The 26,528-nt window shown below is 39.4% G+C and carries 22 protein-coding genes and 1 riboswitch; of the genes, 1 reads left to right on the top strand and 21 read right to left on the bottom strand.

Features of this window, described 5'->3' with window-relative positions:
- Position 1: 1 nt before the first annotated feature.
- From ligA to gyrA, 21 genes are all read right to left on the bottom strand, one after another.
- Complete coding sequence (ligA, locus tag RRU92_RS06485) at positions 2-1,960, bottom strand: NAD-dependent DNA ligase LigA (RefSeq protein WP_315639022.1); 1,959 nt, start codon at positions 1,958-1,960, stop codon at positions 2-4.
- A gap of 92 nt (positions 1,961-2,052) precedes the next feature.
- Positions 2,053-3,312, bottom strand: a complete 1,260-nt coding sequence (locus tag RRU92_RS06480; RefSeq protein ID WP_049504130.1) for a nucleobase:cation symporter-2 family protein — start codon at positions 3,310-3,312, stop codon at positions 2,053-2,055.
- Positions 3,312-3,893 carry a xanthine phosphoribosyltransferase gene (locus tag RRU92_RS06475; protein ID WP_248034374.1) on the bottom strand — a complete coding sequence of 194 codons (582 nt, stop codon included), beginning with the start codon at positions 3,891-3,893 and terminating at the stop codon, positions 3,312-3,314. Before RRU92_RS06475 ends, RRU92_RS06480 begins: the two co-directional genes overlap by 1 nt.
- Before the next feature lie 76 nt (positions 3,894-3,969).
- Positions 3,970-4,066, bottom strand: a riboswitch (purine riboswitch).
- The gene (gene guaC / locus RRU92_RS06470) at positions 4,059-5,042 is read right to left on the bottom strand and encodes a GMP reductase (protein WP_075229023.1); all 984 of its coding nucleotides are present in this window, start codon (positions 5,040-5,042) and stop codon (positions 4,059-4,061) included. (Overlaps the previous riboswitch by 8 nt.)
- A 172-nt stretch (positions 5,043-5,214) precedes the next feature.
- Positions 5,215-6,519, bottom strand: coding sequence for a 5-methylcytosine restriction system specificity protein McrC (locus RRU92_RS06465; RefSeq protein WP_315640914.1), 1,305 nt, complete (start codon positions 6,517-6,519; stop codon positions 5,215-5,217).
- The gene (locus RRU92_RS06460; protein WP_315639020.1) at positions 6,506-8,494 is read right to left on the bottom strand and encodes an McrB family protein; all 1,989 of its coding nucleotides are present in this window, start codon (positions 8,492-8,494) and stop codon (positions 6,506-6,508) included. The genes RRU92_RS06465 and RRU92_RS06460 overlap by 14 nt, the downstream gene beginning before the upstream one ends.
- A 212-nt stretch (positions 8,495-8,706) precedes the next feature.
- Complete coding sequence (locus tag RRU92_RS06455; RefSeq protein ID WP_315639018.1) at positions 8,707-9,486, bottom strand: L-threonylcarbamoyladenylate synthase; 780 nt, start codon at positions 9,484-9,486, stop codon at positions 8,707-8,709.
- Positions 9,487-9,513: 27 nt separating this feature from the next.
- On the bottom strand, positions 9,514-10,107 hold the full coding sequence (gene leuD, locus RRU92_RS06450) for a 3-isopropylmalate dehydratase small subunit (protein ID WP_315639017.1): 594 nt from the start codon (positions 10,105-10,107) through the stop codon (positions 9,514-9,516).
- A 9-nt stretch (positions 10,108-10,116) separates the two neighbouring features.
- The gene (leuC, locus tag RRU92_RS06445; protein WP_315639015.1) at positions 10,117-11,499 is read right to left on the bottom strand and encodes a 3-isopropylmalate dehydratase large subunit; all 1,383 of its coding nucleotides are present in this window, start codon (positions 11,497-11,499) and stop codon (positions 10,117-10,119) included.
- A 3-nt stretch (positions 11,500-11,502) separates the two neighbouring features.
- Positions 11,503-11,772 (bottom strand): DUF1294 domain-containing protein, encoded by a 270-nt coding sequence (locus RRU92_RS06440; protein ID WP_315639014.1) that lies wholly within the window; start codon positions 11,770-11,772, stop codon positions 11,503-11,505.
- Positions 11,769-12,806 carry a 3-isopropylmalate dehydrogenase gene (gene leuB, locus RRU92_RS06435; RefSeq protein ID WP_315639013.1) on the bottom strand — a complete coding sequence of 346 codons (1,038 nt, stop codon included), beginning with the start codon at positions 12,804-12,806 and terminating at the stop codon, positions 11,769-11,771. The genes RRU92_RS06440 and leuB overlap by 4 nt, the downstream gene beginning before the upstream one ends.
- 11 nt (positions 12,807-12,817) lie before the next feature.
- Positions 12,818-14,380: a 2-isopropylmalate synthase gene (locus tag RRU92_RS06430; RefSeq protein ID WP_315639012.1), complete on the bottom strand. Its 1,563-nt coding sequence runs from the start codon at positions 14,378-14,380 to the stop codon at positions 12,818-12,820.
- A gap of 314 nt (positions 14,381-14,694) precedes the next feature.
- Complete coding sequence (locus RRU92_RS06425; protein WP_315639011.1) at positions 14,695-15,351, bottom strand: MmcQ/YjbR family DNA-binding protein; 657 nt, start codon at positions 15,349-15,351, stop codon at positions 14,695-14,697.
- A 43-nt stretch (positions 15,352-15,394) separates the two neighbouring features.
- Positions 15,395-16,027, bottom strand: coding sequence for a copper homeostasis protein CutC (locus RRU92_RS06420; protein WP_315639010.1), 633 nt, complete (start codon positions 16,025-16,027; stop codon positions 15,395-15,397).
- Positions 16,028-16,120: 93 nt separating this feature from the next.
- A complete protein-coding gene (locus RRU92_RS06415) occupies positions 16,121-16,480 on the bottom strand; it encodes a YbaN family protein (protein ID WP_045763427.1) in 360 nt (119 codons plus the stop codon).
- Positions 16,481-16,738: 258 nt separating this feature from the next.
- Complete coding sequence (gene topA, locus RRU92_RS06410) at positions 16,739-18,826, bottom strand: type I DNA topoisomerase (protein WP_315639009.1); 2,088 nt, start codon at positions 18,824-18,826, stop codon at positions 16,739-16,741.
- 118 nt (positions 18,827-18,944) lie between these two features.
- Positions 18,945-19,802 (bottom strand): DNA-processing protein DprA, encoded by an 858-nt coding sequence (gene dprA, locus RRU92_RS06405; RefSeq protein WP_152904343.1) that lies wholly within the window; start codon positions 19,800-19,802, stop codon positions 18,945-18,947.
- A gap of 107 nt (positions 19,803-19,909) precedes the next feature.
- Entirely contained in the window at positions 19,910-20,845 is a 936-nt protein-coding gene (dapA, locus tag RRU92_RS06400) for a 4-hydroxy-tetrahydrodipicolinate synthase (protein ID WP_000121596.1), read from the bottom strand.
- A gap of 50 nt (positions 20,846-20,895) precedes the next feature.
- Positions 20,896-21,972 (bottom strand): aspartate-semialdehyde dehydrogenase, encoded by a 1,077-nt coding sequence (locus RRU92_RS06395; protein WP_315639008.1) that lies wholly within the window; start codon positions 21,970-21,972, stop codon positions 20,896-20,898.
- A 155-nt stretch (positions 21,973-22,127) separates the two neighbouring features.
- Complete coding sequence (locus RRU92_RS06390; protein ID WP_075232433.1) at positions 22,128-22,871, bottom strand: class A sortase; 744 nt, start codon at positions 22,869-22,871, stop codon at positions 22,128-22,130.
- Entirely contained in the window at positions 22,871-25,339 is a 2,469-nt protein-coding gene (gyrA, locus tag RRU92_RS06385) for a DNA gyrase subunit A (protein ID WP_315639007.1), read from the bottom strand. The genes RRU92_RS06390 and gyrA overlap by 1 nt, the downstream gene beginning before the upstream one ends.
- 193 nt (positions 25,340-25,532) lie before the next feature.
- On the opposite strand from gyrA, the gene RRU92_RS06380 reads away from it, so the two are divergent.
- Positions 25,533-26,519: an L-lactate dehydrogenase gene (locus RRU92_RS06380; protein ID WP_000176425.1), complete on the top strand. Its 987-nt coding sequence runs from the start codon at positions 25,533-25,535 to the stop codon at positions 26,517-26,519.
- Positions 26,520-26,528: the final 9 nt, after the last annotated feature.

Below are 26,528 nucleotides of genomic sequence, written 5' to 3'. Positions count from 1 at the left end.
CTTACAAACTCTCAAGCCAAGCTTCATCACGAATCTCTATTCCCAGTTCTTGTGCTTTTTGGAGCTTGCTTCCTGCATCTGCTCCTGCTACAACAAGGTCTGTTTTTTTAGACACACTACCAGTAACCTTGGCTCCTAGACTTTCTAATTTATTTTTAGCTTCTGAGCGATTAAGACGCTCTAGCTTACCTGTCAAAACGACAGTCAGACCAGACAAGGCTGCATCAGCTGCAACTGTCTGTCCTTTGTAGTCTAGATTAACACCTGATTCTTTCAATTCCCTTAAAAGAATTGCAGAACCCTCTGTAGCAAAATAGGTCTGTAAGCTTTGAGCAATGACACTCCCCAAACTTTCAATATTTGCAATTTCTTCAGGATTGGCTTGTGCTAGCGATTCGATTGAATGGAAATGTTGTAAAAGCAACTGACTTGCCTTACTTCCAACATGACGAATCCCTAAACCAAACAAGAGTTTTTCAGCAGAATTTTCTTTGGATGCTTGAATAGCCTGGTAGAGCTTTTGAGCAGATTTTTCCTTGATACCATCTAGCAAGAGCAAATCTTCCACAGTCAAATGATAAATATCTGCAACATCCTTAACCAAATCGGCTGCAAATAGTTTCTCAACGATTGATGGACCAAGGCCAGAGATATTCATAGCATCACGGGATGCGAAGTGCGTCAAGCCTTCCTTGATTTGAGCAGGGCATCGCGGATTGATACAACGAAGGGCAACCTCATCTTCAAAATGCAAAAGCTTACTGTCACAACTTGGACAGTTTGTTGGAATATCTAGTCTTTCCTCTGACACTCGCTTGGATTCTACCACTCGTAGAACAGCTGGAATGATATCCCCTGCCTTATAGACAATGACTGTGTCATCCTTACGGATATCCTTTTCAGCGATATAGTCAACATTATGAAGAGTTGCACGACTTACAGTTGTACCTGCAAGTTGCACTGGAGTAAGATTAGCAGTCGGAGTCACAACTCCTGTACGTCCTACTGTCCAGTCAACAGAAAGAAGTTTCGCTTCTTTTTCTTCTGCTGGGAATTTATAAGCGACTGCCCACTTAGGTGCTTTGACTGTAAATCCTAGTTGCTCCTGACCAGCTAGATCATTGACCTTAATCACAACTCCATCGATATCATAAGGCAACTGATCTCTTTCTCGACCAATTTCTTGAATAAACGCCCAAACCTCATCCATACTATGAGCTAATAGACGTCTTTGATTAACCACAAAGCCTAATTGTTCTAAATGTTTCAAAACCTTCTCTTGACTATCCCGAGTTGAAGGACTAGCTTCCTGATAAAGGAAGGTTGCAAGATTACGTTTGGATACTACTGCTGTATCTAACTGACGAAGGGTTCCTGCAGCAGCATTTCTTGGGTTGGCAAATTCTGGCTCCCCATTTTCTTGACGAGATTGATTGACCTGGTCAAAAGAAGCTCTCGGCATATAACATTCACCACGAACAGTAATATCTAATTTTTCTGGTAATGATAACGGAATGTCTTTCACTCGTTTAAGATTTTCAGTGATGTTTTCACCGATGGAGCCATCACCTCGAGTTGCCCCAGCAACAAAAATTCCCTGCTCATAAGTCAAGGAAATCGATAAACCATCAATCTTCAACTCACAAATATAAGTGACATCATCCAATTCTTTACGAACACGCGCATCAAAGGCATCCAGTTCTTCACGTGAAAAAGCATCCTGCAAACTATAAAGAGGATACTGATGACTATATTTCTCAAACCCATCAAGAATCTTTCCACCAACACGATGTGTCGGACTTTCTGGTAAAACTTGGTCAGGATGAGCTTTTTCTAACTCTACCAATTCACGATAAAGACGGTCATACTCACTATCAGATACAGATGGATTATCACTTGTATAATACTCTGTCGCATAGCGATTGAGCAGTTCAACGAGCTCTTTCATTCTTTCATTCATAGAACCATTTTACCATAAAAAGGACTCTATAAACAATACTCAAGCTCTAAAAAAGAAAATGAGAAGGATATTTCTATCCTTCTCACTTATTTTTATTTTTTACGATTCAAAATAGCATTCAAGACGATGGCTACTGTACTTGCAATGACAATACCATTTGAGAAGAACATTTGTAATTCAGTCGGTAAAGTATTGAAGAGATTGCTTCCGTTTAATCCCACTCCAGCAGAAATAGAAACTGCTGCAATGAGGAAGTTGTGTTCATTGTGTTCGAAGTCTACACGCGCCAAGATTTGCATCCCTTGTAGCGAAACAAAACCAAACATGACGAGCATAGCTCCACCAAGAACAGGGCTTGGAATAATCTGTGCCAAGGCACCGAACTTAGGCAAAAGACCAAGTAAGATAAGGAAACCAGCTGCATAGTAGATTGGCAAACGAGTACGAATACCTGAAAGTTTCACCAAGCCTACGTTTTGTGAAAATCCTGTATAAGGGAAGGTATTGAAAAGTCCACCAAGTAAGACAGCAAGACCTTCAGCGCGATAACCATTACGAAGACGAGTGCTATCGATTGGATCTTTAGTAATATCAGAAAGGGCAAGATACACACCAGTTGATTCTACCATAGATACAGTAGCGATGATACACATCATTACAATAGAAGAAATCTCAAATTGTGGAGCACCGAAGTAGAATGGAGTTGGGATATGAACGAGTGGAGCTTCTGCTACTGGAGAGAAGTCAACCAAGCCCATAGTAGCAGCAATAATGGTACCTGCAATCAAACCGATCAAAATGGAAATAGATTTGATAAATCCTTTTGTAAGAATATTAACTAAAAGAATAATGAGAACAGTAATCATTGCCAAGGCTAAACTTTGACCAGTTGGTTTTTCAACGTTATTTCCCATATTTCCGATGGCAACTGGAATCAAGGTCAATCCGATTGTTGTGATAACAGAACCAGTTACGATTGCAGGGAAAAGATTGGCAACCTTAGAGAAGATACCTGAAATCAGGATAACATAAATCCCTGAAGCAATCAAAGCTCCGAACATAGCACCGCTACCATGACTCTGACCAATCATGATAAGAGGAGCAACAGACTGGAAGGCTACCCCAAGAACAATAGGCAAACCGACACCAAAATGTTTATTGAGTTGCAATTGTAAAAGAGTTGCCACCCCACACATAAAGATATCTGTTGAAATAAGGTAGGTCAACTGTTGAGCTGAATACCCTAAAGCACTTGCAATCATGATTGGTACCAGGATTGAACCTGAGTACATGGCTAACAAATGTTGCAAACCAAGAACGGCTGCCTGTGAGTGGTTTTCCTGTTGCTTCATTAGATATCTGCCTCCTTGAAGATAACTTTTCCATTTTCAAAACGCTCTAATCGCGCGAGTGATACTACTTGATGACCTGATTTTTCTAGCAGTTCACGACCATCTTGGAAGGATTTTTCAATCACAATTCCGATGGCTTCAACTGTAGCTCCAGCTTGCTCGATAATCTGAATCAGACCTTTAGCTGCTTGGCCATTAGCCAAAAAATCATCAATAATCAATACTTTATCTTGAGGAGATAAGAACTTACCTGCAATAGATACGGTACTTGTTACTTGTTTAGTGAAAGAATAAACTTCAGCAGTCAAAATTCCTTCATTCATAGTAATATTTTTTGCCTTTTTAGCAAAAATCATGGGAACATCTAACTGTTCAGCCACATAAAGGGCTGGGGCAATTCCAGATGCCTCAATGGTTACGACTTTAGTAATACCAGCATTTTTAAAATGCTCTGCAAAAGTACGACCAATTTCTCGCATCAAGGAATAATCAACTTGGTGGGTCAAGAAAGAATCCACCTTAAGAATATTCTCACCAAGAACGTTTCCGTCCTTTAAAATTCGTTCTTCTAATAATTTCACAATAACCTCCGAAATAAAAAGAGACTTACCAAGTAAGCCTCTGGAAAACAAAGAAATAGATTCAACACCTATTCTTATATCTCTGCAGCTTACTCATTGTTAGGTATTTACGGTACCTTGTAGAAACGCCACGCCAATTCGCGGCATAAATAAGTAATCATATTTTTAGTGAGCATCTCCATTCCAGATAGAGTTCTTCACAATGACATAGTCAACGTGACGAAGATCTGCAACTTTACGACCTCCAGCATAAGAAATCGAACTTTGCAAATCCTGTTCCATCTCAGTCAAGGTATCTTGCAAATGTCCTTTAGCAGGAAGAAGGATTTTTTTACCTTCGACATTCTTATAAGCACCTTTTTGGTATTCTGAAGCGGAACCATAGTATTCTTTAAATTGTTTACCATCGACTTCGACAGTTTTACCAGGGCTTTCGATATGGCCTGCAAATAAAGAACCAATCATAACCATACTTGCACCGAAACGGATAGATTTAGCAATATCTCCATGTGTACGAATCCCTCCATCAGCGATAATCGGTTTACGTGCAGCCTTAGCACACCAGCGGAGAGCAGCCAATTGCCAACCACCTGTACCAAAACCAGTCTTGACCTTGGTGATACAAACCTTACCAGGACCGATACCAACCTTAGTCGCATCCGCACCAGCATTTTCAAGTTCACGCACAGCTTCTGGAGTCCCAACGTTACCAGCGATTACAAAAGTCTCTGGCAATTCTTTCTTGATGTGCTGAATCATAGAAATCACGCTGTCAGCATGACCATGAGCGATATCAATAGTGATGTACTCAGGAGCATCTTCCTTTAATTGACTAACAAAGTCATATTCGTAATCTTTAACACCAACAGAGATAGAAGCAATCAAACCTTTTTCATGCATGCGTTTCACAAAAGGAATGCGTCCAGCTTCATCAAAACGGTGCATGATGTAGAAATAGCCACCCTTGGCAAGCTGTTCAGCAACATCTTCATCCAAGATCGTCTGCATATTAGAAGGAACAACTGGCAACTTAAAGGTATGTTTTCCCAAGGTCACATGTGTATCAGCTTCTGCTCGACTTTGAAGGACACACTTATTTGGGATTAGCTGAATATCTTCATAGTCAAAGATTGGAAATTCGTTTAACATATCGATGTCTCGTTTCTTTTGTAATGACCTACCTATGCTTGCGCATCCCTACGTCTTTTATGACGTTTCCTTAATTAAGTATAAATCAAAGTACAGTTTTTGTCAAATAATTTTATAAATTAAAATATAATGTTCGGATTTTTTGTATAAATAACAAAAGAAAGAGGAAAGATTATTGTCTCCCCACTTCCTTATCAATATTCCTTTTAAAAATTTCTTCAGAGATTTCCATCATTTTATAAAATTCATTGTAAGATGAAGCATTCTTAGGGATTTGAATAGACCACTTCTTCAATTGAGCTCCATAGCCAGCTAGTTTTCCTATTTCTCTATTTACTGACTGCTCTATACTAGGAAAAATTAGTCCAGCTTTCTCAGCTTCTAAAATATAAGAATAGGAAATCAGCTGGAACAAGTCCTCACGTTTAATTCCTTTTTCAGTAAATTCTAGTTTTTTATATTTAGCATCTAAAACTGTTCTTAGTTCTCTATTATAAAAATCTGGGAAAACTTTTCGTTTACGATCAGAAAATACCGAAACACCGTCCGTCTTATCCTTATTTCGTGGATGGATGAAATCTTTTGGCAACAAGGTATAAACATACTCTTCCCAAAGCCAGGCAACATCAAAAAGAATACCATGGATTTTTTGCTCTTGGTATCCTAAACCATGCTTTTCTCTATTTAGAATCATCAGGCAAAGTTCTTGCAATTTTCTATACTCTCGAAAATAGGCATGACGAAGAGGTTTGGTTTTATTTATTCTTATAAATTTAGCACGATCGGCTAATTTATAAGAAGGGGTTACACGCGTAACTTCAGCCATAGTTTCACGATTATTATCGAGTAGTGCTCCAAAACTTTTTTGAGTCTCTATGTACTCAATCGTATGCCGAATCAACTGCATGAGGGGATTATCATAGGTAAACTCTCTCGTTGTGTAGGCAATATTTCCCGTGAAAGGAACATTTCTTTTAAGATGATTTCCAACATCTATCACTCCCTTTACATGACTGTCATTATGAGAAAATCTCTGGTATTCCTTATAGAGACCTTTTCGGAGAGCAGCTTGCAGATACTTGGGAAAGAGGTAAACCAAGAGTTGATAGAGTTTGTCTTCAGGAGATAAACCAACATCCAAACTAGTCAGATTGATATTGAGTACCTTTTGTAAGAGATAATGCAAAAAGTGGTCGTTACTTCCATCAGAAAAACGAGAGGAAAGCGTTAATCTTTCCTGACCATATCCAAGAAAACCAATCACGTTTCCTGTCTTGATTTCCTGATTAACTGTTTCCAAAATCTTTTGGTCCTTGTCTAAATCAGGAGAATTCATCAAATCATTTGGAAAAATAAAAATATTGTCCTCTTTAGAAAGGTTATCCAGTGTTCTATCAAGAACTGCTTGACTTAGTTTGGGATATTCTGCGACAAAGTCTTCCTTAGCAATTCTATGCTGATTATCAGTTATCCGCATCATTATCACCAATATCTTGCGGTTCTGTTCGCTCGTTATTTATCAGATCAAATGCTTTTTTCAAAGTTTCCAGAGTTTCAAATTCCTCATAAGTACCCCGTACATAATCTTCCAAAAGCGGTTTGAGATAATCAGACCAGAGTAATTCATAGTCAAAATCTACATCCTTCAAGTTAAGGAAATAACTTGGTCCGATATGGTAATGACTGTTTAATTCTTGAATATTTTCAATAGCAGCATTCAAGTTTCTTAGACGAATTTTTGCTTCTTCAGCTTTATCACCAAGAGCAGTATCGAGCATACCTAATTGGCTTTCAGCAGTAACTTCAACAAAACGGAAACGACGACGCATAGCAAAATCAAAGGTGTCCACCGAGCGGTCAATATCATTCATTGTTCCAATTATATAGACATTCTCTGGAATATAGAACTTGTCATCAGTCTTGTGTAAGTTAGCATACTGAGTAGAAACACTTCCCTTTTCACCACGATAGCCAGGGTCGATAGAGAAAAAGAGTTCGCCAAAAATCTTAGAAATCTCCCCACGATTGATCTCATCGATGATGAAGACAAAATTCTTGTCTATTTCAACCTCTTCTGGAGAAATATAGTCTTTCAAACCAAATCTTTTCTTTAAAGTTTCAAGGACTTTTTTTCCTTGGTTATGATAATAGGGCTGTTTCAGATAGTTTTCATCTTTATATAGTTCATAAACATAAGATTTTGTTAAGACAGTTCCTTGGGCTTTAGTTTCATAATTGATATTAAAATTATTTCGACTATTTACTGTTAGATAGGAAAATTCTGTCAAATATTCTTTTTCATCTCTGTTATTTACATACTCAAGATAAAGATCCCAAGCTTCATCAAAATTATCTTGACCTCCAATCTTCTTAGAATCTATAGCATCCTGACAAAACTTCTTAAAAATACCTTCTTTTAATTTAAAAAATATACTGCCATCCTCATTTGAATCCGGTCTTAAACCCTCAACAAAATCCGTATAATCATAAGATGGATGAAACTGTACAAAGCCGATTTGATCTTCGTTTCCATCCGTTAATTCTTTAGCAATTTCTTTAGCAAGATAAGTTTTTCCCGTGCCAGGAGCACCGCGGAGGATGAGGTTTTTGGATTGTAATAAGATATTCTTATACTCGTTGATATTTTCTGACATGTTTATCTCTTCCTTTTCTGATTCTCTATAAAAACTAGTGAAATTATCATAAAACTCTTTTAAAATATCGTTAGGTTCAGCAGTTGATTCCAACTCTAAGTCCTTGACAAAGTATTTATAATCTAAATCTTCATCTCGATTATTACTATACCATTTTACTATTTTAAATTCTGTGAGTTTAAATCTCTGAAAACCACACCTTATATTTATCCATGAGTTATCCATGTCACTCAGCCGATAACCAAAGTAAGGTGATTTAATATATCCATTACCACTCTTTGGACCAAAATGACCTGTGTTAAGCATTTCAACTTTGTACGGAATACCCTCAATAGTCAGAGCAGGGTAAATATGTTCAGCTCCATCTAATTTTTGAGAACGTTTAATTTCTATATCTTTTGAATTATAGATATTTGCTTGATTCACAAATTTAGACAAAAATTCTTTGAAGTCTTTATAACACTCTGATTTAATTCCACTTTTTACAAATTCATAAGATTTATTTATAAAAGGTAAAATCTCATTTAATGAATTTTCATCCTCAATAAAATACTCAGCATCAAGTGTCCAACCGAATGAATCAGGCTTCTTATTAAACAACAAAATATCTGAATCATGAAGACTCTTAGAGAGAACGGCAATCTTTATTCCTTTATTTTGAAAATTAATCTCTATAAAATTTTGTAACTTCCCTTTCCTATTTTTAACCTGAAAAGAAATATAACTTTTTGTTTGATTTTCAATTGCATCTGGGAATTCTTTTTTTATCCTGTCAATGAAAGTTTGTTTTGAAACCATTGTGTTTTCCTTGCTTATTAAAAATTTATTGTTAGACTTAAATTATATTTGTTTCGTTCAAAGTAAGATATTTTACTTTGAACGAAACTACATTCTATTAATATATTCTGCATCTAGCATATCATATCTATCAAAAAATGAAAAGAATTTCTAAAGAAAAAGCCCAGCGTTAGGAGCTTCAATGTCTCTTAACACTAGACTTCTTTTCAATATTAATAATACTCCCCTTGACGGTAGTCCCATGAGTTAAAGGTGTCTGACAGATGCATCATGATTTTATCGATGTCAAGTCCTTTACGGATCACAACTGGTGCTGGTGATGTTGAGCGCGCTCCTCCTTGTTCTGGAATAAGCTTGCCGTCTTTATCAACCATAGATACCATCACACCTTGCTCGTAGCGAGTTTCGATTGTTTTGTCAGGTTGGATTGAAGCAACATAGTCGTCTGCTTCAATGACAAGATCCACTGCTCCTTCGATACGTTGACCGATTCCTTCCACCTTACCACGATTTCCTTTTCCAGACGGGTTAGCTGATGAAGCGTAGACCATCTTGCCTTCTTCCCAAAGTTTAGCAGCCAACTGTTCACCAGCTTTACCAAACTTGATGACAAAACAACTCGTTCCACGAACGTCAGTCATGAGTTCCTCACGTCCATCACCGTATGCTTTCAATTTTTCAAAAGCTTCTGGTTTCCAAGGAAGAATACAACCAAGGAGAATGTCTTCGTCCCAATGTTTTTGGTAGAAGGTTTCAATTTCTGGATTGAGTTGTGCTAAAGCGCGAAGCTCATCCATGCTACCACAGAGAACAACACCTGGTTTGTTACGGTTACGTTCTTTGGCTTCAAACTTACGTTCAAGTCCAGCCTTGTCACTAGTCATGATAATGTAACCGACTTTAGTAGGACAAACGATACATCCGCCCTCACCTTTTAAAATGTCGTAGCCTTCTTGTGAAAGTGTTCCGTCCCATTGAATGTGTTTTGTCATAGTTCTATTTCCTTTTCTATATTTATTCTAATCCTGCCAATAGGCTGGGCGTTGTTTTTCATAAGCAGCAATCAAATCTTCGTACTGCATGGTAATACCGATATCATCCAAACCATTTAAGAGCTTGTGTTTCCATTCGCTATCAATTTCGAAAGTGAATTCCCCAACTGGTGAAATGATTTTTTGTTGTTCCAAGTCCACAGTTACCTGGTCGCTTGGTTTCAAGTTGGCTAGTTTCTCTCTAACCTCTCTGGGCTGAACAATTGGCAACATTCCATTATTGAGTTCATTATTGTAATGAATATCCCCAAAAGACCCCGCAATCACGACCTTAAAACCATAGTCAGCTAGAGCCCAAGCTGCGTGTTCCCTCGAAGACCCTGCCCCAAAGTTATCCCCTGAGATGAGAATACTAGCTTTCCGATATTCAGGTCGGTTAAAGACAAAGTCTGGATCCTCAGTATACTTATCGTCCAAATATCTCCAAGCATACATGAGGTACTTACCAAAGCCTTTTTTATCAATTAACTTGAGAAACTGCTTGGGTAGGATTTGGTCGGTGTCGATATTATCATTCATAAGAGGAACGGTCGTTCCCGTATAAACTGTAAATTTCTCCATATCCTCTCCTTACTGGGCTTCTGGCATTTGCCGAACATCTACGAATCGCCCTGCGATAGCTGCCGCAGCTGCCATGGCTGGACTGCAAAGATGGGTTTTTGCACCAAATCCTTGTCTGTCTTCAAAGTTACGGTTGCTGGTTGAGGCGCAGTGGACACCATCAGGTACCTTGTCAGGATTCATCCCTAGGCACATGGAGCAACCCGGGTCTCTCCACTCAAAGCCAGCATCTAGGAAAACCTTGTCCAAGCCCAACTTCTCAGCAGCTCGTTTGACAGGACGAGAGCCTGGAACCACGATTGCTTTTAGATTAGGGGCTATTTTCTTTCCTTTGACAAATCGCGCAGCCAGTTGCAAGTCGCTGAGACGAGCATTTGTACAAGAGCCGATAAAGATATAACCTAGTTCAATATCTGCTGGCTTTTGACCTGGTTCCAAATCCATATAATTGTAGGCTCGTTCATCATTCATATCCTTAATTTCTGGGAAGCTAGAATCAAAGTCAACCCCCATAGCAGGGTTGGTCCCCCAGGTCACCATAGGAGCAAGGTCTGAGACATCCATTCGGATAACCTTATCGTAAACGGCATCCTCATCACTGACAATTGTTTTCCAATCCAACACTGCCTCTTCGAAGTCCTCTGGAACACATTCCCGTCCCTTGAGATAATCATAGGTAGTTTGATCCGGATTCATGATTCCCATCTTAGAACCAAACTCGATGGACATATTGCAGATGGTCATTCGCTCTTCCATGCTCAGTGCATCAATAGCTTGTCCACGATATTCAACCACGTATCCAACACCACAAGCAACGCCGTACTTGGCAATCAAGGCTAAAATGAAATCCTTGGAATAAACTCCTTTTTGAGGAACTCCAGTGAATTCAACCAACATTTTCTTAGGTTTAACCTGCCAGAGGGTCTGGGTAGCGAAGACATGCTCAACCTCACTAGTCCCAATCCCAAAGGCGATGGCTCCAAAAGCTCCATGGGTTGCCGTATGGCTATCTCCACAGACAATGAATTTTCCTGGTTGAGTTCTTCCTGTTTCTGGACCTACCATGTGCACGATTCCCTGTTTTTCAGAACCGTGGGCCGCATGTTCAATCCCAAACTCCTCAACATTTTCAGCTAACTTATCAATTTGCGCCTTGGAAATTACATCTCGAATATCGTAGATATTGACCGTCGGGACATTGTGGTCAAAAGTGCCAAATGTTAAATCCGGTCTTCTCAATCTACGCCCTGCATCTCGTAATCCTTGAAAAGCTTGAGGACTGGTCACTTCATGGATGTAGTGCTGATCCACATACATGAGTTGAGGTTGTCCCTCTTCTCCTGTGATCACATGGAGGTCCCATAATTTATCAAAAATCGACTTTCCTGCCATTCATTACCTCCATATCAAATACAAAGCTACTAGTGTAGTCACTATTCCTAGGAACCAAACTGTTTTAAAATACCATTTTCTAGTCTTGTGATGAAAAACGATTCCTGCCAACCAAGCACCAAAGCCACCACATAAGAATGCAAATGATAATAAATATTTTTCAGGTATTCGCCAAGCATCTCTTCTTGCCTTAAATTTGTCAATGCCATATATCAAGAAAATGATGAGATTCCAAATCAGGAGGGTAAAAGTAATTCCTTCGTTTAGTTTCATAGTCTTGCGATAATGGCTTCCGTCATTTCCTTGGTCGAAGCCTGTCCTCCTATATCTCTCGTTAAAATTCCGGCACCTAAAGTTGCTTCAACTGCATCTTCGATACGTTTAGCATCCTCATATCGCCCAAAACTATCTCGCAACATCATAGCAACTGATAAAATCATAGAAATAGGGTTGGCGATTCCTAGGCCTGCTATATCAGGCGCCGAACCGTGAATCGGTTCATAGAGACTCGGACCATCTTCAGAGTGGCTGGCTGATGGCATAACCCCGAGTGTACCAGATAGAACGCTTGATTCATCAGATAAGATATCTCCGAAAAGATTCTCTGTTACGATAACATCAAACTTGGCTGGATTTGTAATCATGAGCATGGCAGCTGAGTCGACCAACTGGTGTTCCAAGGTTACATCTGGAAAATCTTTTGCGACTTCATCAGCAACTCTCCGCCAGAGTTTTGATGTTGCCAAAACATTTTGCTTATCAATACTGGTAAGGATTTTTCTCCGACTTCTTGCAATTTCAAAAGCCTTACGTATAATCCGTTCTACTTCCTCATAGCTATAATCGTTGATATCACGTGCCGATTTCTCTTCAAGGATATGATCTCCAAAGTAAATCCCACCTGTCAACTCACGCACTACCACAAAGTCAACACCAGTTATTCGTTCTGGCTTCAGAGGTGACAAATGCTTGAGACTCTCAAAGATTTTAACCGGGCGAATATTGGCATAGAGATTGAGTTCCTTTCGGAGGGCCAGAAGCCCTTGTTCGGGTCGAAATGGAGCATCATCATACTGAGGACTACCGATTGCAGCGAGTAGAATAGCATCCGCTTCTCTAGAAGCCTTGAGCGTTTCGTCTGGCAAGGGATGTCCTGCAACATCAATACCCGCCCCTCCAAAAGGTCGTCTGTCAATCTCATAGTCAAAACCTGTTTTTTCAGCTAGAGCCTCCAAAACTTCTAAACCAGCTTCCATGATTTCTGGGCCTATACCATCACCTGCTAGGGCAACTATTTTTCTTGTCATAGCTTTCTCCTTTATACGGTAGGCATGTCGCGATAGGAAACTGTTGTTCCCATCTCACCAGCATTTTCTTTTTGAACAAAGGTATTGGCATTAATGTAGGCAATAGCCGAAGCCTTCAACACATCGAAATCAAGTCCAGCTGCGTTAAAGATAGTCTCTGTATCTCTGTTTTCAACAGTGACCAATACACGTGCCTGGGCATCAATCCCATCCGTTACCGCATCAATCGTATAGGATACCAAGCGAACAGATTGATTAAAGAATTTATCAATAGCATTGAAAATAGCTTCAACAGAGCCTTGACCTGTTGCATTAAATTCAACTTTCTCACCATCAAAATTAGCTAATCTAACTGTCGCTTCAATATCATTTTCAGAATGGGTTTGAAGTTGCAAGTCATCAAAGTGAAAGCCTTCTGGATTTTCAACCATGGTGCCAGCTACCAGAGCTCGAATATCAGCATCTGTGATTTCTTGCTTCTTGTCTGCCAAGGCCTTGAACTTAGCAAAAAGTGGTTTGATGTCTTCGTCTGTAAAATCTAGGGCTAAGTCTCTCAGTTTTTCTACAAAGGCATGGTGACCAGACAATTTACCGAGCGGAAGACTATTACTCTTGACACCAACCAATTCAGGTGTGATGATTTCATAAGTGAGAGGATTTTTAAGAACACCGTCTTGGTGAATACCTGATTCGTGAGAGAAGGCATTTCCTCCAACAACCGCCTTGTTTTTTGGAACTGGAATTCCTGAGAAACGAGAAACCATTTCAGACGTATTAATCGTTTCGTTTAGGACAATACTTGTCTCTGCTTGGTAATAATCTTGGCGAATATTGAGGGCCACCGCTATTTCTTCTAAAGCAGCATTCCCAGCTCGTTCTCCAATACCATTAATGGTTCCTTCAACACGCCCCGCACCATTCTTAACAGCAGCAAGGCTATTTGCAACTGCCATTCCAAGGTCATCGTGACAGTGAGGCGAATAGATAATCTGACGGTCGGTTTTAACATTGTCAATCAGATACTTAAAGATATTCCCATATTCCTCTGGTGTGGTAAAACCAACCGTGTCAGGAATATTGATATAGGTTGCACCTGCGTCTACCGCTGTTTGAACGACTTGTAAGAGGAAATCCAGCTCAGTTCTAGTCGCATCTTCAGGAGAGAATTCTACCACTTCAAATTTACTCCGTGCATAGGAAACATGCTCTTTAATAGCTTCCAATATTTCCTCTTTGCTTTTATTCAACTTAAATTCACGATGAATAGGACTAGTAGCGATAAAAACATGGATTTGTGGATACTTAGCATCCTTCAGTGCTTCATAACAAGCGTCAATATCTGATTTAACAGAGCGAGCTAAACCAGTCACCGCTGTTTTCTTCAAAACTTTTGCGATTTCCTGAACTGCAGTAAATGAGTCTGGACTAGCTGCTGGAAAACCAGCTTCAATTGCCGAAATTCCCCATTTTTCCAATTGTCTTGCAATGGCAATCTTTTCCTTGATCGAAAAATTAACACCTGGTGTCTGCTCACCATCTCGAAGGCTAGTATCTAGAAATTCAACTGTTCTCATAAGATTTCCCCTTTTCTAAATTCGGTTTTAAAAAAACATCTCGCTCGGAGTTCCAAGCGAGATGTTGATTTACTCCCGCTTGGTAAGCCAAACAGGACTAATGCTTTTGCACTAGTCCGAGTACCTCAACAACAAAGCAAATTGATTAAACTTAGCTGTTTTCATGTTTGACTTTCTCCTTCGTTTGATATCTTGTTTAGTATTTTAGCATAGGAAAAAACACATGTCAAGAAAAAATCCAATATTTTCTGAAAATTTCTTCAGTAAAGAATATTTTGCTAATTGAAAGTATTTGAAAAATCAAGTAAATCTAATTACTTTTTCAAGGTCAAGTTCCAACTTTTTTCGATCAATTCTAGCACCTCTTCATCTGATAAACTGTCATCAAGTGGCACACTAATCCAGTAGCGCTTGTTCATATGAAAGGCTGGATAAATCCCTTTTTTTACCAACAAATCAGATACTTGATCCTGCTTGAGATTGACTGCTTCCACTAGTCCTTCTCTCCCCTTTTCAAGCTTATCCCAAGAGATTCTCATCAAAACAGCATACCACTTTTGATTGTCCTCATGGCGCAAAACAGCTGTATCAGGGGATTTCTCCCATAGATATTCCAATTGATTTCCATACTTTTCTTGAACAACTGCCATAATTCTCTTAGTCTGTGGACAGAGAAATCCCTGCACGTCAAAACAGGCCTTTCGAATGTCATAAAGAACTTCTAAACAAGCCTCTCGAACAGTTCCAACAAAAGTACCTCTCATACTTTCCATGTGAACTTGAGGATAAAGATCACCAGTTTCCTTGTCAAAAACTTGAAAAGATAAGTCTCCGTCCACAACTATAACTCTCATGAGAAAATCTCCGTGCAAGATAGTCGAACTATGGTTCCATACGCCTTGATTTTCTACAAATCCATACTCTTTAGCCTTTTTACTATTAAACTGATAAGCTTTAAAAATTTCAAACATAAGCGAAAACTGCTACCAAAAGCTAGCAGTTCCTTTCTATTTATTAAAAGACGACCTTAGTTCCATGTAATTGTGTCACACCCAGTTGGTCAATAAAGGTTTGACGGTTGTCCATGTCAATGCCTCCACCAGGTAAAATTTCAATCTTTCCTGCAGCGTGTTCTAAAATTTTGTGATAGTGAGCAAAGCGTTTCTCTAACGAGTCGCCAGATACACCAGCACGAGTCAGGATGCGTGTCACTCCAGCTTGGCTGAGCCAATCAATGGCTTCCAACTGATCTTGGTCGCTCAATTCATCAAAAGCCATATGGAAAACAATTTCCATACCTTTAGATGCAGCAATCAATTTTTCAAGATTGACCTTGTCCAACTTCTTATCAGCTGTTAAGGCACCGAAGACGACACCTTGGCTTCCTGCTTGAGCAGTTAGAACAATATCCTCAAGCATGATGGCAATTTCTAAATCATTGTAGACAAAATCACCACCACGTGGTCGAATCATAGTCATAATGGTCGTATCGTAGTCGGCAGCCAGTTCCACAGCTGCCTTGGTCACTCCGTAGCTTGGAGTTGTTCCACCAACTGCTAGATTGTCACAGAGCTCGATACGGCGAGCTCCTGCCTGCATAGCTTTTTCAAGCAAGGTTACATTTTCAGCACAAAATTCGTAAATCATTTGATTCTCCTTGAAGATTACTTTAAATTTATTATATCATATTATTTCGAATATGTTTTTGTTTTTATCAAGGAAAATCGTTACTTATTAAAGTTATTCTTTATCAGGAATCACCTTAAAAAGATAGTAGGTAATAAAGATGGTTAAACATCCCAAACCGATTTTGACTGGTAAAAGAGGCGCAAAATAAATGGAAATTCCCATCAAGATATAAATCGATACAATAATTTTTTTCTTACGTTCACGCGCAATAGACTTGGTCTCACGAAAGTCCGCCACGTAAGTCTGATAAAGTTTGGTATGATAAAGCCAATCTTCAAAACGCTTGGAACTTCTGGAAAAACAAGCAATAGACAACAAAAGAAAAGGAGTCGTGGGCAACAAGGGCAAGACAACTCCAACAATAGCCAGAGCTAATGACAGAAATCCAATAATCAGATAGATAATACGCATAACTTCTCCTAGTTAATACTCTTCGAAAATTAAATTCAAACCACGTCAGCGTCGCCTTACCGTATATATGTTACTGACTTCGTCAGTTCTATCTACAACCTCAAAGCAGTGCTTTGAGCAGCCTGCGGCTAGCTTCCTAGTTTGCTCTTTGATTTTCATTGAGTATAAAATAATCTTCTTCTAGTTTCGCATACAATGATGAATTTTGTCAAGCACTAATCAAAAGAGCCTGAAATTTACTTTCAGGACTCATTTTTTTTATTTGATTTTTTCTTCTTCGTAATCACCATTACTACAAACGATCTGCTTACCGCCACCACGGACTTTTTTCTCCATGAGGAAGTTGCCACATTTTGGACAATCTCGTCCAACAGGCTTGTCCCAAGAAGTGAATTCACACTCTGGATAGCGATTGCAACCATAAAAGATACGATTACGCTTAGTTTTTCGTTCAATAATTTGACCTTGATGACAGCTTGGACACTCCACACCAATTTCTTTCACGATTGCTTGTGTATGACGGCAATCTGGGAAATTGCTACAAGCATAAAACTTACCAAAACGACCAAGTTTAATAACCATCGGACTGCCACACTCTTCACAATCAAATCCTGCTGGCTCATCCTTGATTTGGATTTTTTCCATTTCCTCTTCGGCTTTGGCAACCTCTTTAGAGAAGGGTTGGTAAAATTCATCAATGACTCGTTGCCACTGCTCTTTTCCAACTTCGACATCATCCAGTTTACCTTCCATTTCAGCTGTAAAGGTTACATTGACGATATCAGGGAAATATTCAACGATGAGCTTGTTAACAATTTCTCCCAACTCTGTTGGTTCAAAACGCTTGGCTGCCAAACGCACATAATAGCGCTTTTGAATAGTTTCAATGGTAGGTGCATAAGTTGATGGGCGACCGACTCCGTTTTCTTCCAAAGTTTTAATCAGTGTCGCTTCCGAATAACGTGCTGGCGGTTGAGTGAAGTGCTGCTCAGGCTTACTATTGACCTGCTTGACGACATCACCAACTACCATATCCGGCAACATCTTATTCTTATCTGAATCATTGTAAATGGCCAAGTAACCGTCAAATTTGACCTGACTACCATTCGCTGCAAACTGAACTCCATTTTGAGAGAGCTTCACAGCCATGGTATCAAAGATAGCACCCGTCATCTGACTCGCTACAAAGCGATTCCAGATAAGGGTATAAAGCTTAAGTTGATCTTTATCCAAATACTTAGCAATTTTTTCTGGTGTGTTAAAGACACTTGATGGGCGGATAGCCTCATGGGCATCCTGTGCACCAGTCGCATTCTTTACCTTGCTGCCATGCTTAGAATACTTACTGCCAAAACGTTCGTTAATGTAGTTTGCTGCTTCATTTTGAGCAACTGGACTGATACGAGTCGAGTCTGTACGCATATAGGTGATCAAACCTTGGACGCCCGTACCAATATTAATCCCTTCATAGAGTTGCTGGGCAACCATCATAGTCTTTCGAGTACGGAAATTGATTTTATTAGCTGCATCCATCTGCATAGTTGAGGTAGTATAAGGGAGTGGAGCGTTACGCTTGCGTTCTTTTTTATCTACCTGATCAACTGTAAAGTCTTTGCTGGATAGATGAGACAAGACTTCTTTGACCTCTTCATTGCTTGTCAATTTCATCTTCTTGCCATTCATTCCATAGAAGGATGCTTGGAATTGCTTAGTCCCCTTTTTGAAGACTCCATCAATAGTCCAATATTCTTCCGGTTGAAAAGCATTGATCTCATTTTCACGGTCAATGATTAACTTGAGAGCAACAGACTGAACACGGCCAGCTGACAAGCCCTTTTTGACCTTTTTCCATAAAATCGGTGAAATAGAATAACCTACCAAGCGGTCCAAGACACGACGGGCTTGTTGGGCATCCACCAAATCCATATCAATCTTACGAGGTTCTTTAAAGGCATTTTTTACCGCATCCTTGGTAATCTCGTTGAAAACAACACGGTTAGCATCATTTTCATCTAGATTAAGAATATGAGCTAAATGCCAAGAAATTGCTTCTCCTTCGCGGTCCGGGTCACTTGCGAGAAAGACTTTATTGGCTTTTTTAGCTTCTTTTTTCAAGTCATTGATCAGAGGACCTTTCCCACGAATATTGATATATTGGGGTTCATAATTATTTTCTACATCGACTGACATACTGGATTTTTTCAAATCACGAATATGACCAACACTGGCTAAAACCTTATAATTTCTACCCAGGTATTTTTCAATCGTTTTAGCCTTTGCAGGCGACTCCACGATTACTAGATTTTTTTTAACTGTTGATTTTTTCTTCTTTGTTGCCGTAGCCACAGTATCACACCTTTTCAAAGTAATAAACTTTATAAAGTGTAAACCATTTTTAAAAACCTGTCAAGACTTAACTCCTATATATAGAAGAAAAGTTTAACTGATAAAACCTTGTTAGTTCTTAAAATTCAAATTCTGCTAGCACATCCTGACCACTTGAAACAAGTTTTGCACCTTCCTGAACCAAGTGATGACAACCATCTGAACGACCGTCTAAAATGCTACCTGGAATAGCAAAAACATCTCTTCCTTCTTCCATAGCTCGCTCACAGGTAATCAAACTACCAGATCTCATCTTTGCCTCAGCAACGATAACACCCATACATAGGCCAGCAATAATCCGATTTCGTGCTGGAAAGTGATATTTTAAGGGTTCTTCACCAGGTCCATATTCACTCAGTAGCAAATGATATTCACCGATGTAGTCCTGCAGTCGTTTATTAGATCGAGGATAATAGACATCCAAGCCAGTCCCTATAACTGCAATAGTTTTTCCACCACCTTGAAGAATAGACATATGCGCTGCAGTATCAATCCCTCTAGCAAGCCCACTCACAATCACCAGCTCATTCTCAAGTTCTTCAATAACCTTACGAACTGATTTTGTCCCTGTTTGACTACAAGAGCGACTGCCTACAACCGCAATCTTAGGTAACTTTAAAAGATTTAAATCGCCCTTATAAAATAACAATACTGGAGCATCATAGATTTCACTGAGAGCAAAGGGATAAACATCGTCCAGAATTGAAAATGAGGGAAATTTTTCAAAGTCACTTCTTAATCTCTCCATACTTTCAAAGGTGAGTTTATGGTAACGTTCCATAAAAACTACTGGATTTCTACACTCAGATGCTTCTGCTATCGTTTCTAGGGTTAATTCTTGATCATAGATTTCTCCATATTGAAGTACCTTTAAAACCTGTTGATTACTTAAACCTGCTTGTTTCAACTTATAAATCTCAAAATTATCAATCTTAATTTTCATGATAGACTCCTTGTTTTTCTCTCTATCTATTTATTCGTAGAAAAAGAAAAAAACTTTCCAACAATTTGACTTGTTTAGAAAGTTTTTTTATATTAGTTATCTTAGTAATCCGGGCGAAGGACTCCAGTGACAGTTGCCTTGGTTGCTTCGTAATCCCCATCAATAACAACCTTGATAATGCGTTTAGCATCCTCTTCAGGCGCAGGAACCAAAGGTAGACGAGTTGGCCCAGCTTCGAATCCCATATAGTTGAGTACTGCCTTAACAGGTGCTGGACTTGGGTAAGAGAAGAGTGCATTGACTTTAGGAATAAATTTACGTTGAATAGCTGCCGCTTTCTTCATATCACTTTCTTCGATTGCAGTGAACATTTCATGCATCTCATCCCCATTTGTATGGGAAGCAACAGAGATAACTCCGTCTGCACCTAGATTCATAGCATGGAAGGCATCTCCATCTTCACCAGTATAAACCAAAAATTCTTCTGGTTTATGCTCAATCAAGTAAGCCATATTGGCAAGACTGGTACATTCTTTGACACCGATAATATTTGGATGTTCCGCCAAACGAAGTAAAGTATCAGGAGTCATTTCGACAACTACACGTCCTGGAATGTTATAAATAATAATTGGCAAATCAGAAGCATCTGCAATAGCTTTAAAGTGTTGATACATACCTTCTTGGGATGGTTTATTATAGTAAGGAACAATCGCAAGACCAGCCGCAAAACCACCAAACTCTGCTACTTCTTTGACGAACTCGATAGAGTCACGTGTGTCATTGGTACCAACACCGGCAATTAAAGGAACACGGCCATTGACAACCTTTTGAACAGCTGCAAACAACTGCAACTCCTCATCGTGAGTTAGAGTCGGACTCTCAGCAGTTGTTCCTGCTAGGAGAATTCCGTCTGTATGATGTGCTAATAAATGTTCAATCAACTTTGGAATGGCATCGAAATTGATTGACCCGTCTTCATGAAAAGGAGTAATAAAGGCTGTGATAATTTTACAATCTTTTAAATCTTGATAAGACATACAAAACACCTTTCTATTTTAAAGAAGGAGTTCAAATGAACTCCTACACATTATTTCAATTCAAATTTTAATTCAGCTGTTGGGCGTACTAGACCACGTTCATGTAAAGTCTCAGCGATTTGAACTGAGTTCCAAGCAGCACCTTTAAGAAGGTTATCAGAAACCACCCACATATGAATACCTTTTTCTGCATCCAAATCTTTACGGATACGTCCGACGAAAGTATCACGTGAACCAACAGCATTAACTGCTTGAGGATAGATTTGGTGAGCAACATCATCTTCAAGAACTGCACCTGAGAATGCAGCAATAGCAGCTTTCACTTCTTCAATTGGTGCTACTTCTTTTGTTTCAATATAGACTGACTCAGAGTGAGCTGACAAGACTGGAATACGTACACATGTTGCTGATACGGCAATGCTATCGTCTTCCATGATTTTCTTGGTTTCATTCGTCATCTTCATCTCTTCGTAAGTGTAGTCATTGTCAGTGAAAACATCAATTTGTGGAAGAGCGTTGAAGGCGATTGGATAGTGTTTCTTATCTCCACCTGAAGGTAGGATTTCCGCATGCAAATCACGTGGATTTACGCCATCATTCAAGACTTCACGAAGCTCACGTTGGGTTTCAAGAATTGCTCCCATACCAGCACCTGAAACAGCTTGGTAAGTTGAAACGATAATACGGTCCAAGCCCCATTTTTGACGAACTGGCTCAAGAGCCACCATCATTTGAATTGTTGAACAGTTAGGACAAGAGATGATTCCGTTGTGAGCATCAAGGGCGTGGGCATTCACTTCAGGAACAACCAATGGTACATCTGGATTTTGACGGAAATAAGATGTGTTATCTACGACGACTGCACCTGCTTTAACAGCATAAGGTGCGTATTTTGCAGAAGTTGATCCACCAGCTGAGAAAAGAGCAATATCAACCCCTTCAAAAGCGTCTTCTGTTGTTTCTTCAATGGTCACATCTTGACCTTTGAATTGCAAGACCTTTCCTGCAGAACGTGCAGACGCAAGGTAACGAATCTTATCGATCGGAAGAGTTGATTCTTCCAACATTTTGATCATTTGAGCACCAACGGCACCTGTAGCGCCGACAACAGCAACTGTGTATCCCATAACAAACCTCTTTCGGAATTTTCTAAAAATTTCTATAATAGAAACATTATACTACTTTTTACCAAAATTGAAAAGTCTTTTTCCTATCTATTTTCTGAAATTGACAAGAAAAAGGTTCGCTAATACTAGCAAACCTTTTTTAATAATCTTATCTCTTAATATCTTTGCTTATAAGGCTTATTAAAGGCTTCTAAGACATCTGATGGAGTTTCTGCATAAGGTTTCACTTCTTTGAAATCACCCTTCACGATAATCCGTTCTGTGGCATTATAGTCTACACAGGTTACCAAAGTAATTTCTTTGATTCCCTCACGGTCTTCTATTTCATCAACGCGGTCAGGTGTAACGTGTTTGACTTCACGAATGACATAGGTATAAACCTTTTCCTTATCAGTCAAATAAATTTTCATCCCTTCTTTAGCATTGACCAAAGGTGAAAAGAGCATCTGACTGGCATTTTCAGCTGTAAAAATATGGTGACTAGCGAGAGAATAATTTCCCTCTCCCATTTTTTGATTTGGTTTCATGGTTCCTGCTCCATAGAACAAATTCACATTATCCAAGCCTTTAAAGATAGGTAAATTAATCTCTACTTCAGGAATGGCAATTCCTCCAATAACAGGGAGTTGTTGGGCATCCCACTGGGAGGATAAAACCGCTTCAGATGAGATTGCCTTTACTGAATCGAAATCAAAATTTCCTTCTGTGTCCTGATTTTCTTCTAATTTTTCTTTTGATACCTGACTAACTTGGTACTTATTAGTATTCCAAACCATAAAGATATCACGGATTTTAGCGTTAAAAATCAAAGCGATTGATAGTAGTATCAGAAATCCTGCCAATATATTGATCAACAGATTTTTTCGTTTATTTTTCTTTTTATTAATTTTTTTAGACATTATGCTTCACTTTCTGTTTCCTGTTCTGCCCCAACTTCTTCTTTTTCTGCTGCTGCAACACTTGTAAAAGTCACAATCTTAGCATCTTGATCTAGACGCATCACTTTTACTCCCATAGTTGAACGTCCCGTTTGTGAAATATTGGCAACATTGGTTCGAATCATAACACCTGTGTCAGTGATAATCATCAGATCTTCGTCCCCTTTTACTGTTAAGAGACCAGCCAGAGGACCATTTTTCTCGGTAACATTAGCTGTTTTCATTCCTTTACCAGCACGACCTTTTGTTGGGTATTCAGTCGCAACTGTGCGCTTACCGTATCCTTTCTCAGTAATGATAAGGACTTCATCTTGATCAGTAATCACTCTCGCTCCTACTACTGCATCACCTTCACGAAGGTTTACCCCTTTTACACCAGTGGCGATACGACTCATACTACGAACTAAAGACTGATTGAAACGAACTGCATAACCTAATTCGGTTCCGATGATGATATCCGTATCTTTTTCAGTTAGTAAGACATTAATCAACTCATCCTCATCTTTCAGATTCAAGGCTTTCAAACCATTTTGACGAATGTTTGCGAATTCTTTAACGCTGGTTCTCTTAACAATACCTGCTCGAGTTGTAAAGAAGAGGTAAGCATCATCACTACGTTCTGATTCAACATTGATAATGGTTTGAATGCTTTCACCTTCATCTAGTTTTAAAAGATTGACAACTGGCAAACCTTTGGCTGTACGACCGTATTCTGGAATTTCATATCCCTTAAGACGATAAACACGTCCTTTATTAGTAAAGAATAGCAAATGATCATGAGTGCTGGTTGAAACCAATTCACGCACAAAGTCATCGTCCTTAACTCCAGTTCCTTGAACGCCACGTCCACCACGTTTTTGAGCTGTAAATTCGTCTTGGTCCAAACGTTTGATGTAACCTTTATTTGATAGAGTGATGAGAACATCAGACTCTTCAATCAAGTCTTCATCTTCAAGAGTCAAGACTTCACCAACCATCAACTCAGTACGACGTGGATCGCCAAACTTACGTTTGACCTCATCCAATTCTTCCTTGATGATTTGCGCTACACGTTCTGGTTTTGCAAGAATGTCTGCCAAGTCAGCAATCAAGGCAATAAGCTCATCATACTCTGACTGAATCTTGTCACGTTCCAAACCTGTCAATCGACGGAGACGCATATCAAGAATTGCCTGACTTTGACGTTCAGATAGTTTGAACTTGCTCATCAATTCAGCTTGGGCTTCTGCATCCGTTTCACTGGCACGAATAATGCGAATAACTTCATCAATATGGTCCAGAGCAATCAACAAACCTTCTAAGATGTGGGCACGCGCTTCAGCTTTCTCTTTGTCAAATTGAGTACGACGAGTCACCACTTCTTTTTGGTGCTCAATATAAGCATCCAAGATTTGACGAAGTGAGAGAATCTTTGGTACACCATTCTGGATAGCTAGCATGTTAAATCCAAAGCTAGTTTGCATTTGAGTCATCTTGAACAAGTTGTTCAAGATAACATTGGCAGAAGCATCACGCTTCACTTCGATAACAAAGCGAACACCCTCACGGTTAGATTCGTCACGAACAGCTGTAATACCTTCGATACGTTTTTCTTGAACTAAACGCACAATATGTTCATGGACTTTGGTCTTATTAACCATGTATGGAAATTCTGTTACAACGATACGTTCGCGACCAGTCTTAGTTTCTTCGATTTCAGTACGAGAACGAAGCACAATCGATCCTTTACCAGTTTCGTAGGCCTTATGAATACCTGATTTCCCCATAACAAGGGCACCAGTTGGGAAGTCTGGACCTGGAAGAACTTCCATTAATTCCTTGGTTGTAACTTCTGGATTATCCATAACCAACTTAACCGCATCAATGGTTTCACCCAAGTTATGTGGTGGAATATTGGTCGCCATACCAACAGCGATACCTGTAGCTCCATTGACCAAAAGATTTGGAAAACGAGCTGGTAAAACAACAGGTTCACGTTCATTGGCATCATAGTTATCAACAAAATCAACGGTATTTTTATTGATGTCACGAAGCATTTCAAGAGCAATCTTACTCATACGTGCTTCGGTATAACGTTGCGCGGCAGCACCATCACCATCCATGGAACCAAAGTTCCCATGCCCATCTACAAGCATGTAACGGTAACTCCACCATTGCGCCATACGAACCATAGCTTCGTAGATAGATGAGTCACCGTGTGGGTGGTATTTACCCATGACATCCCCTGTAATACGGGCAGATTTCTTATGAGGTTTATCTGGTGTCACACCCAATTCGTTCATACCGTATAGAATGCGGCGATGAACTGGTTTCAACCCATCTCGAACATCAGGAAGGGCCCGCGATACGATAACACTCATGGCGTAGTCGATAAAGCTGGTCTTCATCTCCTTTGTCAGATTGACATTCACTAAATTTTTATCTTGCATTAACAAATGCCTCATTTCACTATTAGTAACTAGATATATTATACCATAGTTTGACCTAGATTTCAGTCTTCCAATCCGACTAAAACGTTTACATGGCTAAGTGGATGTTATATCCGTGACAAAGCTATTTAAAAGTGATAGAATGAAACTAAACAGGGGAAGCCCTTAAAAAATGAAGGAGATGTTTAGACAAATGACATTAACTAAACAACACAAAAAAGTTATCCTTGTCGGTGACGGTGCCGTAGGATCATCATACGCTTTTGCTCTTGTTAACCAAGGAATTGCACAAGAACTTGGTATCATTGAAATTCCTCAATTGTTTGAAAAAGCTGTTGGTGATGCTGAAGACCTTAGCCACGCGCTTGCTTTTACTTCACCTAAGAAAATTTATGCAGCTAAGTATGAAGATTGTGCGGACGCTGACCTTGTAGTTATCACTGCTGGTGCTCCACAAAAACCAGGTGAAACTCGTCTTGACCTTGTTGGTAAAAACCTTGCTATCAACAAATCAATCGTTGAACAAGTTGTTGCTTCTGGTTTCGACGGTATCTTCCTTGTTGCAGCTAACCCAGTTGACGTTTTGACTTACTCAACTTGGAAATTCTCAGGTTTCCCTAAAGAACGTGTTATCGGTTCAGGTACTTCACTTGACTCAGCTCGTTTCCGTCAAGCACTTGCTGAAAAAATCGGCGTTGATGCTCGTTCAGTTCACGCCTACATCATGGGTGAACACGGTGACTCTGAGTTTGCTGTTTGGTCACACGCTAACGTTGCCGGTGTAAAATTGGAACAATGGTTGCAAGCTAACCGTGACTTGGATGAAGCTGACCTTGTAGAACTCTTCATCTCAGTTCGTGATGCTGCTTACTCAATCATCAACAAAAAAGGTGCAACATACTATGGTATCGCAGTAGCCCTTGCTCGTATTACAAAAGCTATCCTTGATGATGAAAATGCTGTTCTTCCACTTTCAGTATTCCAAGAAGGTCAATACGGAGTTGAAAACGTCTTTATCGGTCAACCAGCTATCGTTGGTGCACACGGTATCGTTCGTCCAGTTAACATCCCATTGAACGATGCTGAAACTCAAAAAATGCAAGCTTCAGCTAAAGAATTACAAGCTATTATTGATGAAGCTTGGAAAAACCCTGAATTCCAAGCAGCTTCAAAAAACTAATTTAAGTTA

Source organism: Streptococcus sp. DTU_2020_1001019_1_SI_AUS_MUR_006, assembly GCF_032340315.1.
Taxonomy (GTDB): domain Bacteria; phylum Bacillota; class Bacilli; order Lactobacillales; family Streptococcaceae; genus Streptococcus.
The sequence above is the reverse complement of the archived record's forward strand: the minus strand, read 5'-3'. Positions and strand labels throughout refer to the sequence as shown.

Coding starts and splice junctions, on each gene's coding strand:
- RRU92_RS06415 (WP_045763427.1), bottom strand. CDS start 16,480: ATGCGTATTATCTATCTGATTATTGGATTTCTGTCATTAGCTCTGGCT.
- RRU92_RS06455 (WP_315639018.1), bottom strand. CDS start 9,486: ATGACAAAACACATTCAATGGGACGGAACACTTTCACAAGAAGGCTAC.
- RRU92_RS06420 (WP_315639010.1), bottom strand. CDS start 16,027: ATGATTTACGAATTTTGTGCTGAAAATGTAACCTTGCTTGAAAAAGCT.
- leuB (WP_315639013.1), bottom strand. CDS start 12,806: ATGACAAGAAAAATAGTTGCCCTAGCAGGTGATGGTATAGGCCCAGAA.
- RRU92_RS06395 (WP_315639008.1), bottom strand. CDS start 21,972: ATGGGATACACAGTTGCTGTTGTCGGCGCTACAGGTGCCGTTGGTGCT.
- leuC (WP_315639015.1), bottom strand. CDS start 11,499: ATGGCAGGAAAGTCGATTTTTGATAAATTATGGGACCTCCATGTGATC.
- ligA (WP_315639022.1), bottom strand. CDS start 1,960: ATGAATGAAAGAATGAAAGAGCTCGTTGAACTGCTCAATCGCTATGCG.
- RRU92_RS06425 (WP_315639011.1), bottom strand. CDS start 15,351: ATGTTTGAAATTTTTAAAGCTTATCAGTTTAATAGTAAAAAGGCTAAA.
- dapA (WP_000121596.1), bottom strand. CDS start 20,845: ATGTCTTATCAAGATTTAAAAGATTGTAAAATTATCACAGCCTTTATT.
- RRU92_RS06480 (WP_049504130.1), bottom strand. CDS start 3,312: ATGAAGCAACAGGAAAACCACTCACAGGCAGCCGTTCTTGGTTTGCAA.
- RRU92_RS06430 (WP_315639012.1), bottom strand. CDS start 14,380: ATGAGAACAGTTGAATTTCTAGATACTAGCCTTCGAGATGGTGAGCAG.
- leuD (WP_315639017.1), bottom strand. CDS start 10,107: ATGGAGAAATTTACAGTTTATACGGGAACGACCGTTCCTCTTATGAAT.
- RRU92_RS06440 (WP_315639014.1), bottom strand. CDS start 11,772: ATGAAACTAAACGAAGGAATTACTTTTACCCTCCTGATTTGGAATCTC.
- guaC (WP_075229023.1), bottom strand. CDS start 5,042: ATGTTAAACGAATTTCCAATCTTTGACTATGAAGATATTCAGCTAATC.
- gyrA (WP_315639007.1), bottom strand. CDS start 25,339: ATGCAAGATAAAAATTTAGTGAATGTCAATCTGACAAAGGAGATGAAG.
- RRU92_RS06460 (WP_315639020.1), bottom strand. CDS start 8,494: ATGGTTTCAAAACAAACTTTCATTGACAGGATAAAAAAAGAATTCCCA.
- RRU92_RS06465 (WP_315640914.1), bottom strand. CDS start 6,519: ATGCGGATAACTGATAATCAGCATAGAATTGCTAAGGAAGACTTTGTC.
- RRU92_RS06390 (WP_075232433.1), bottom strand. CDS start 22,871: ATGTCTAAAAAAATTAATAAAAAGAAAAATAAACGAAAAAATCTGTTG.
- RRU92_RS06380 (WP_000176425.1), top strand. CDS start 25,533: ATGACATTAACTAAACAACACAAAAAAGTTATCCTTGTCGGTGACGGT.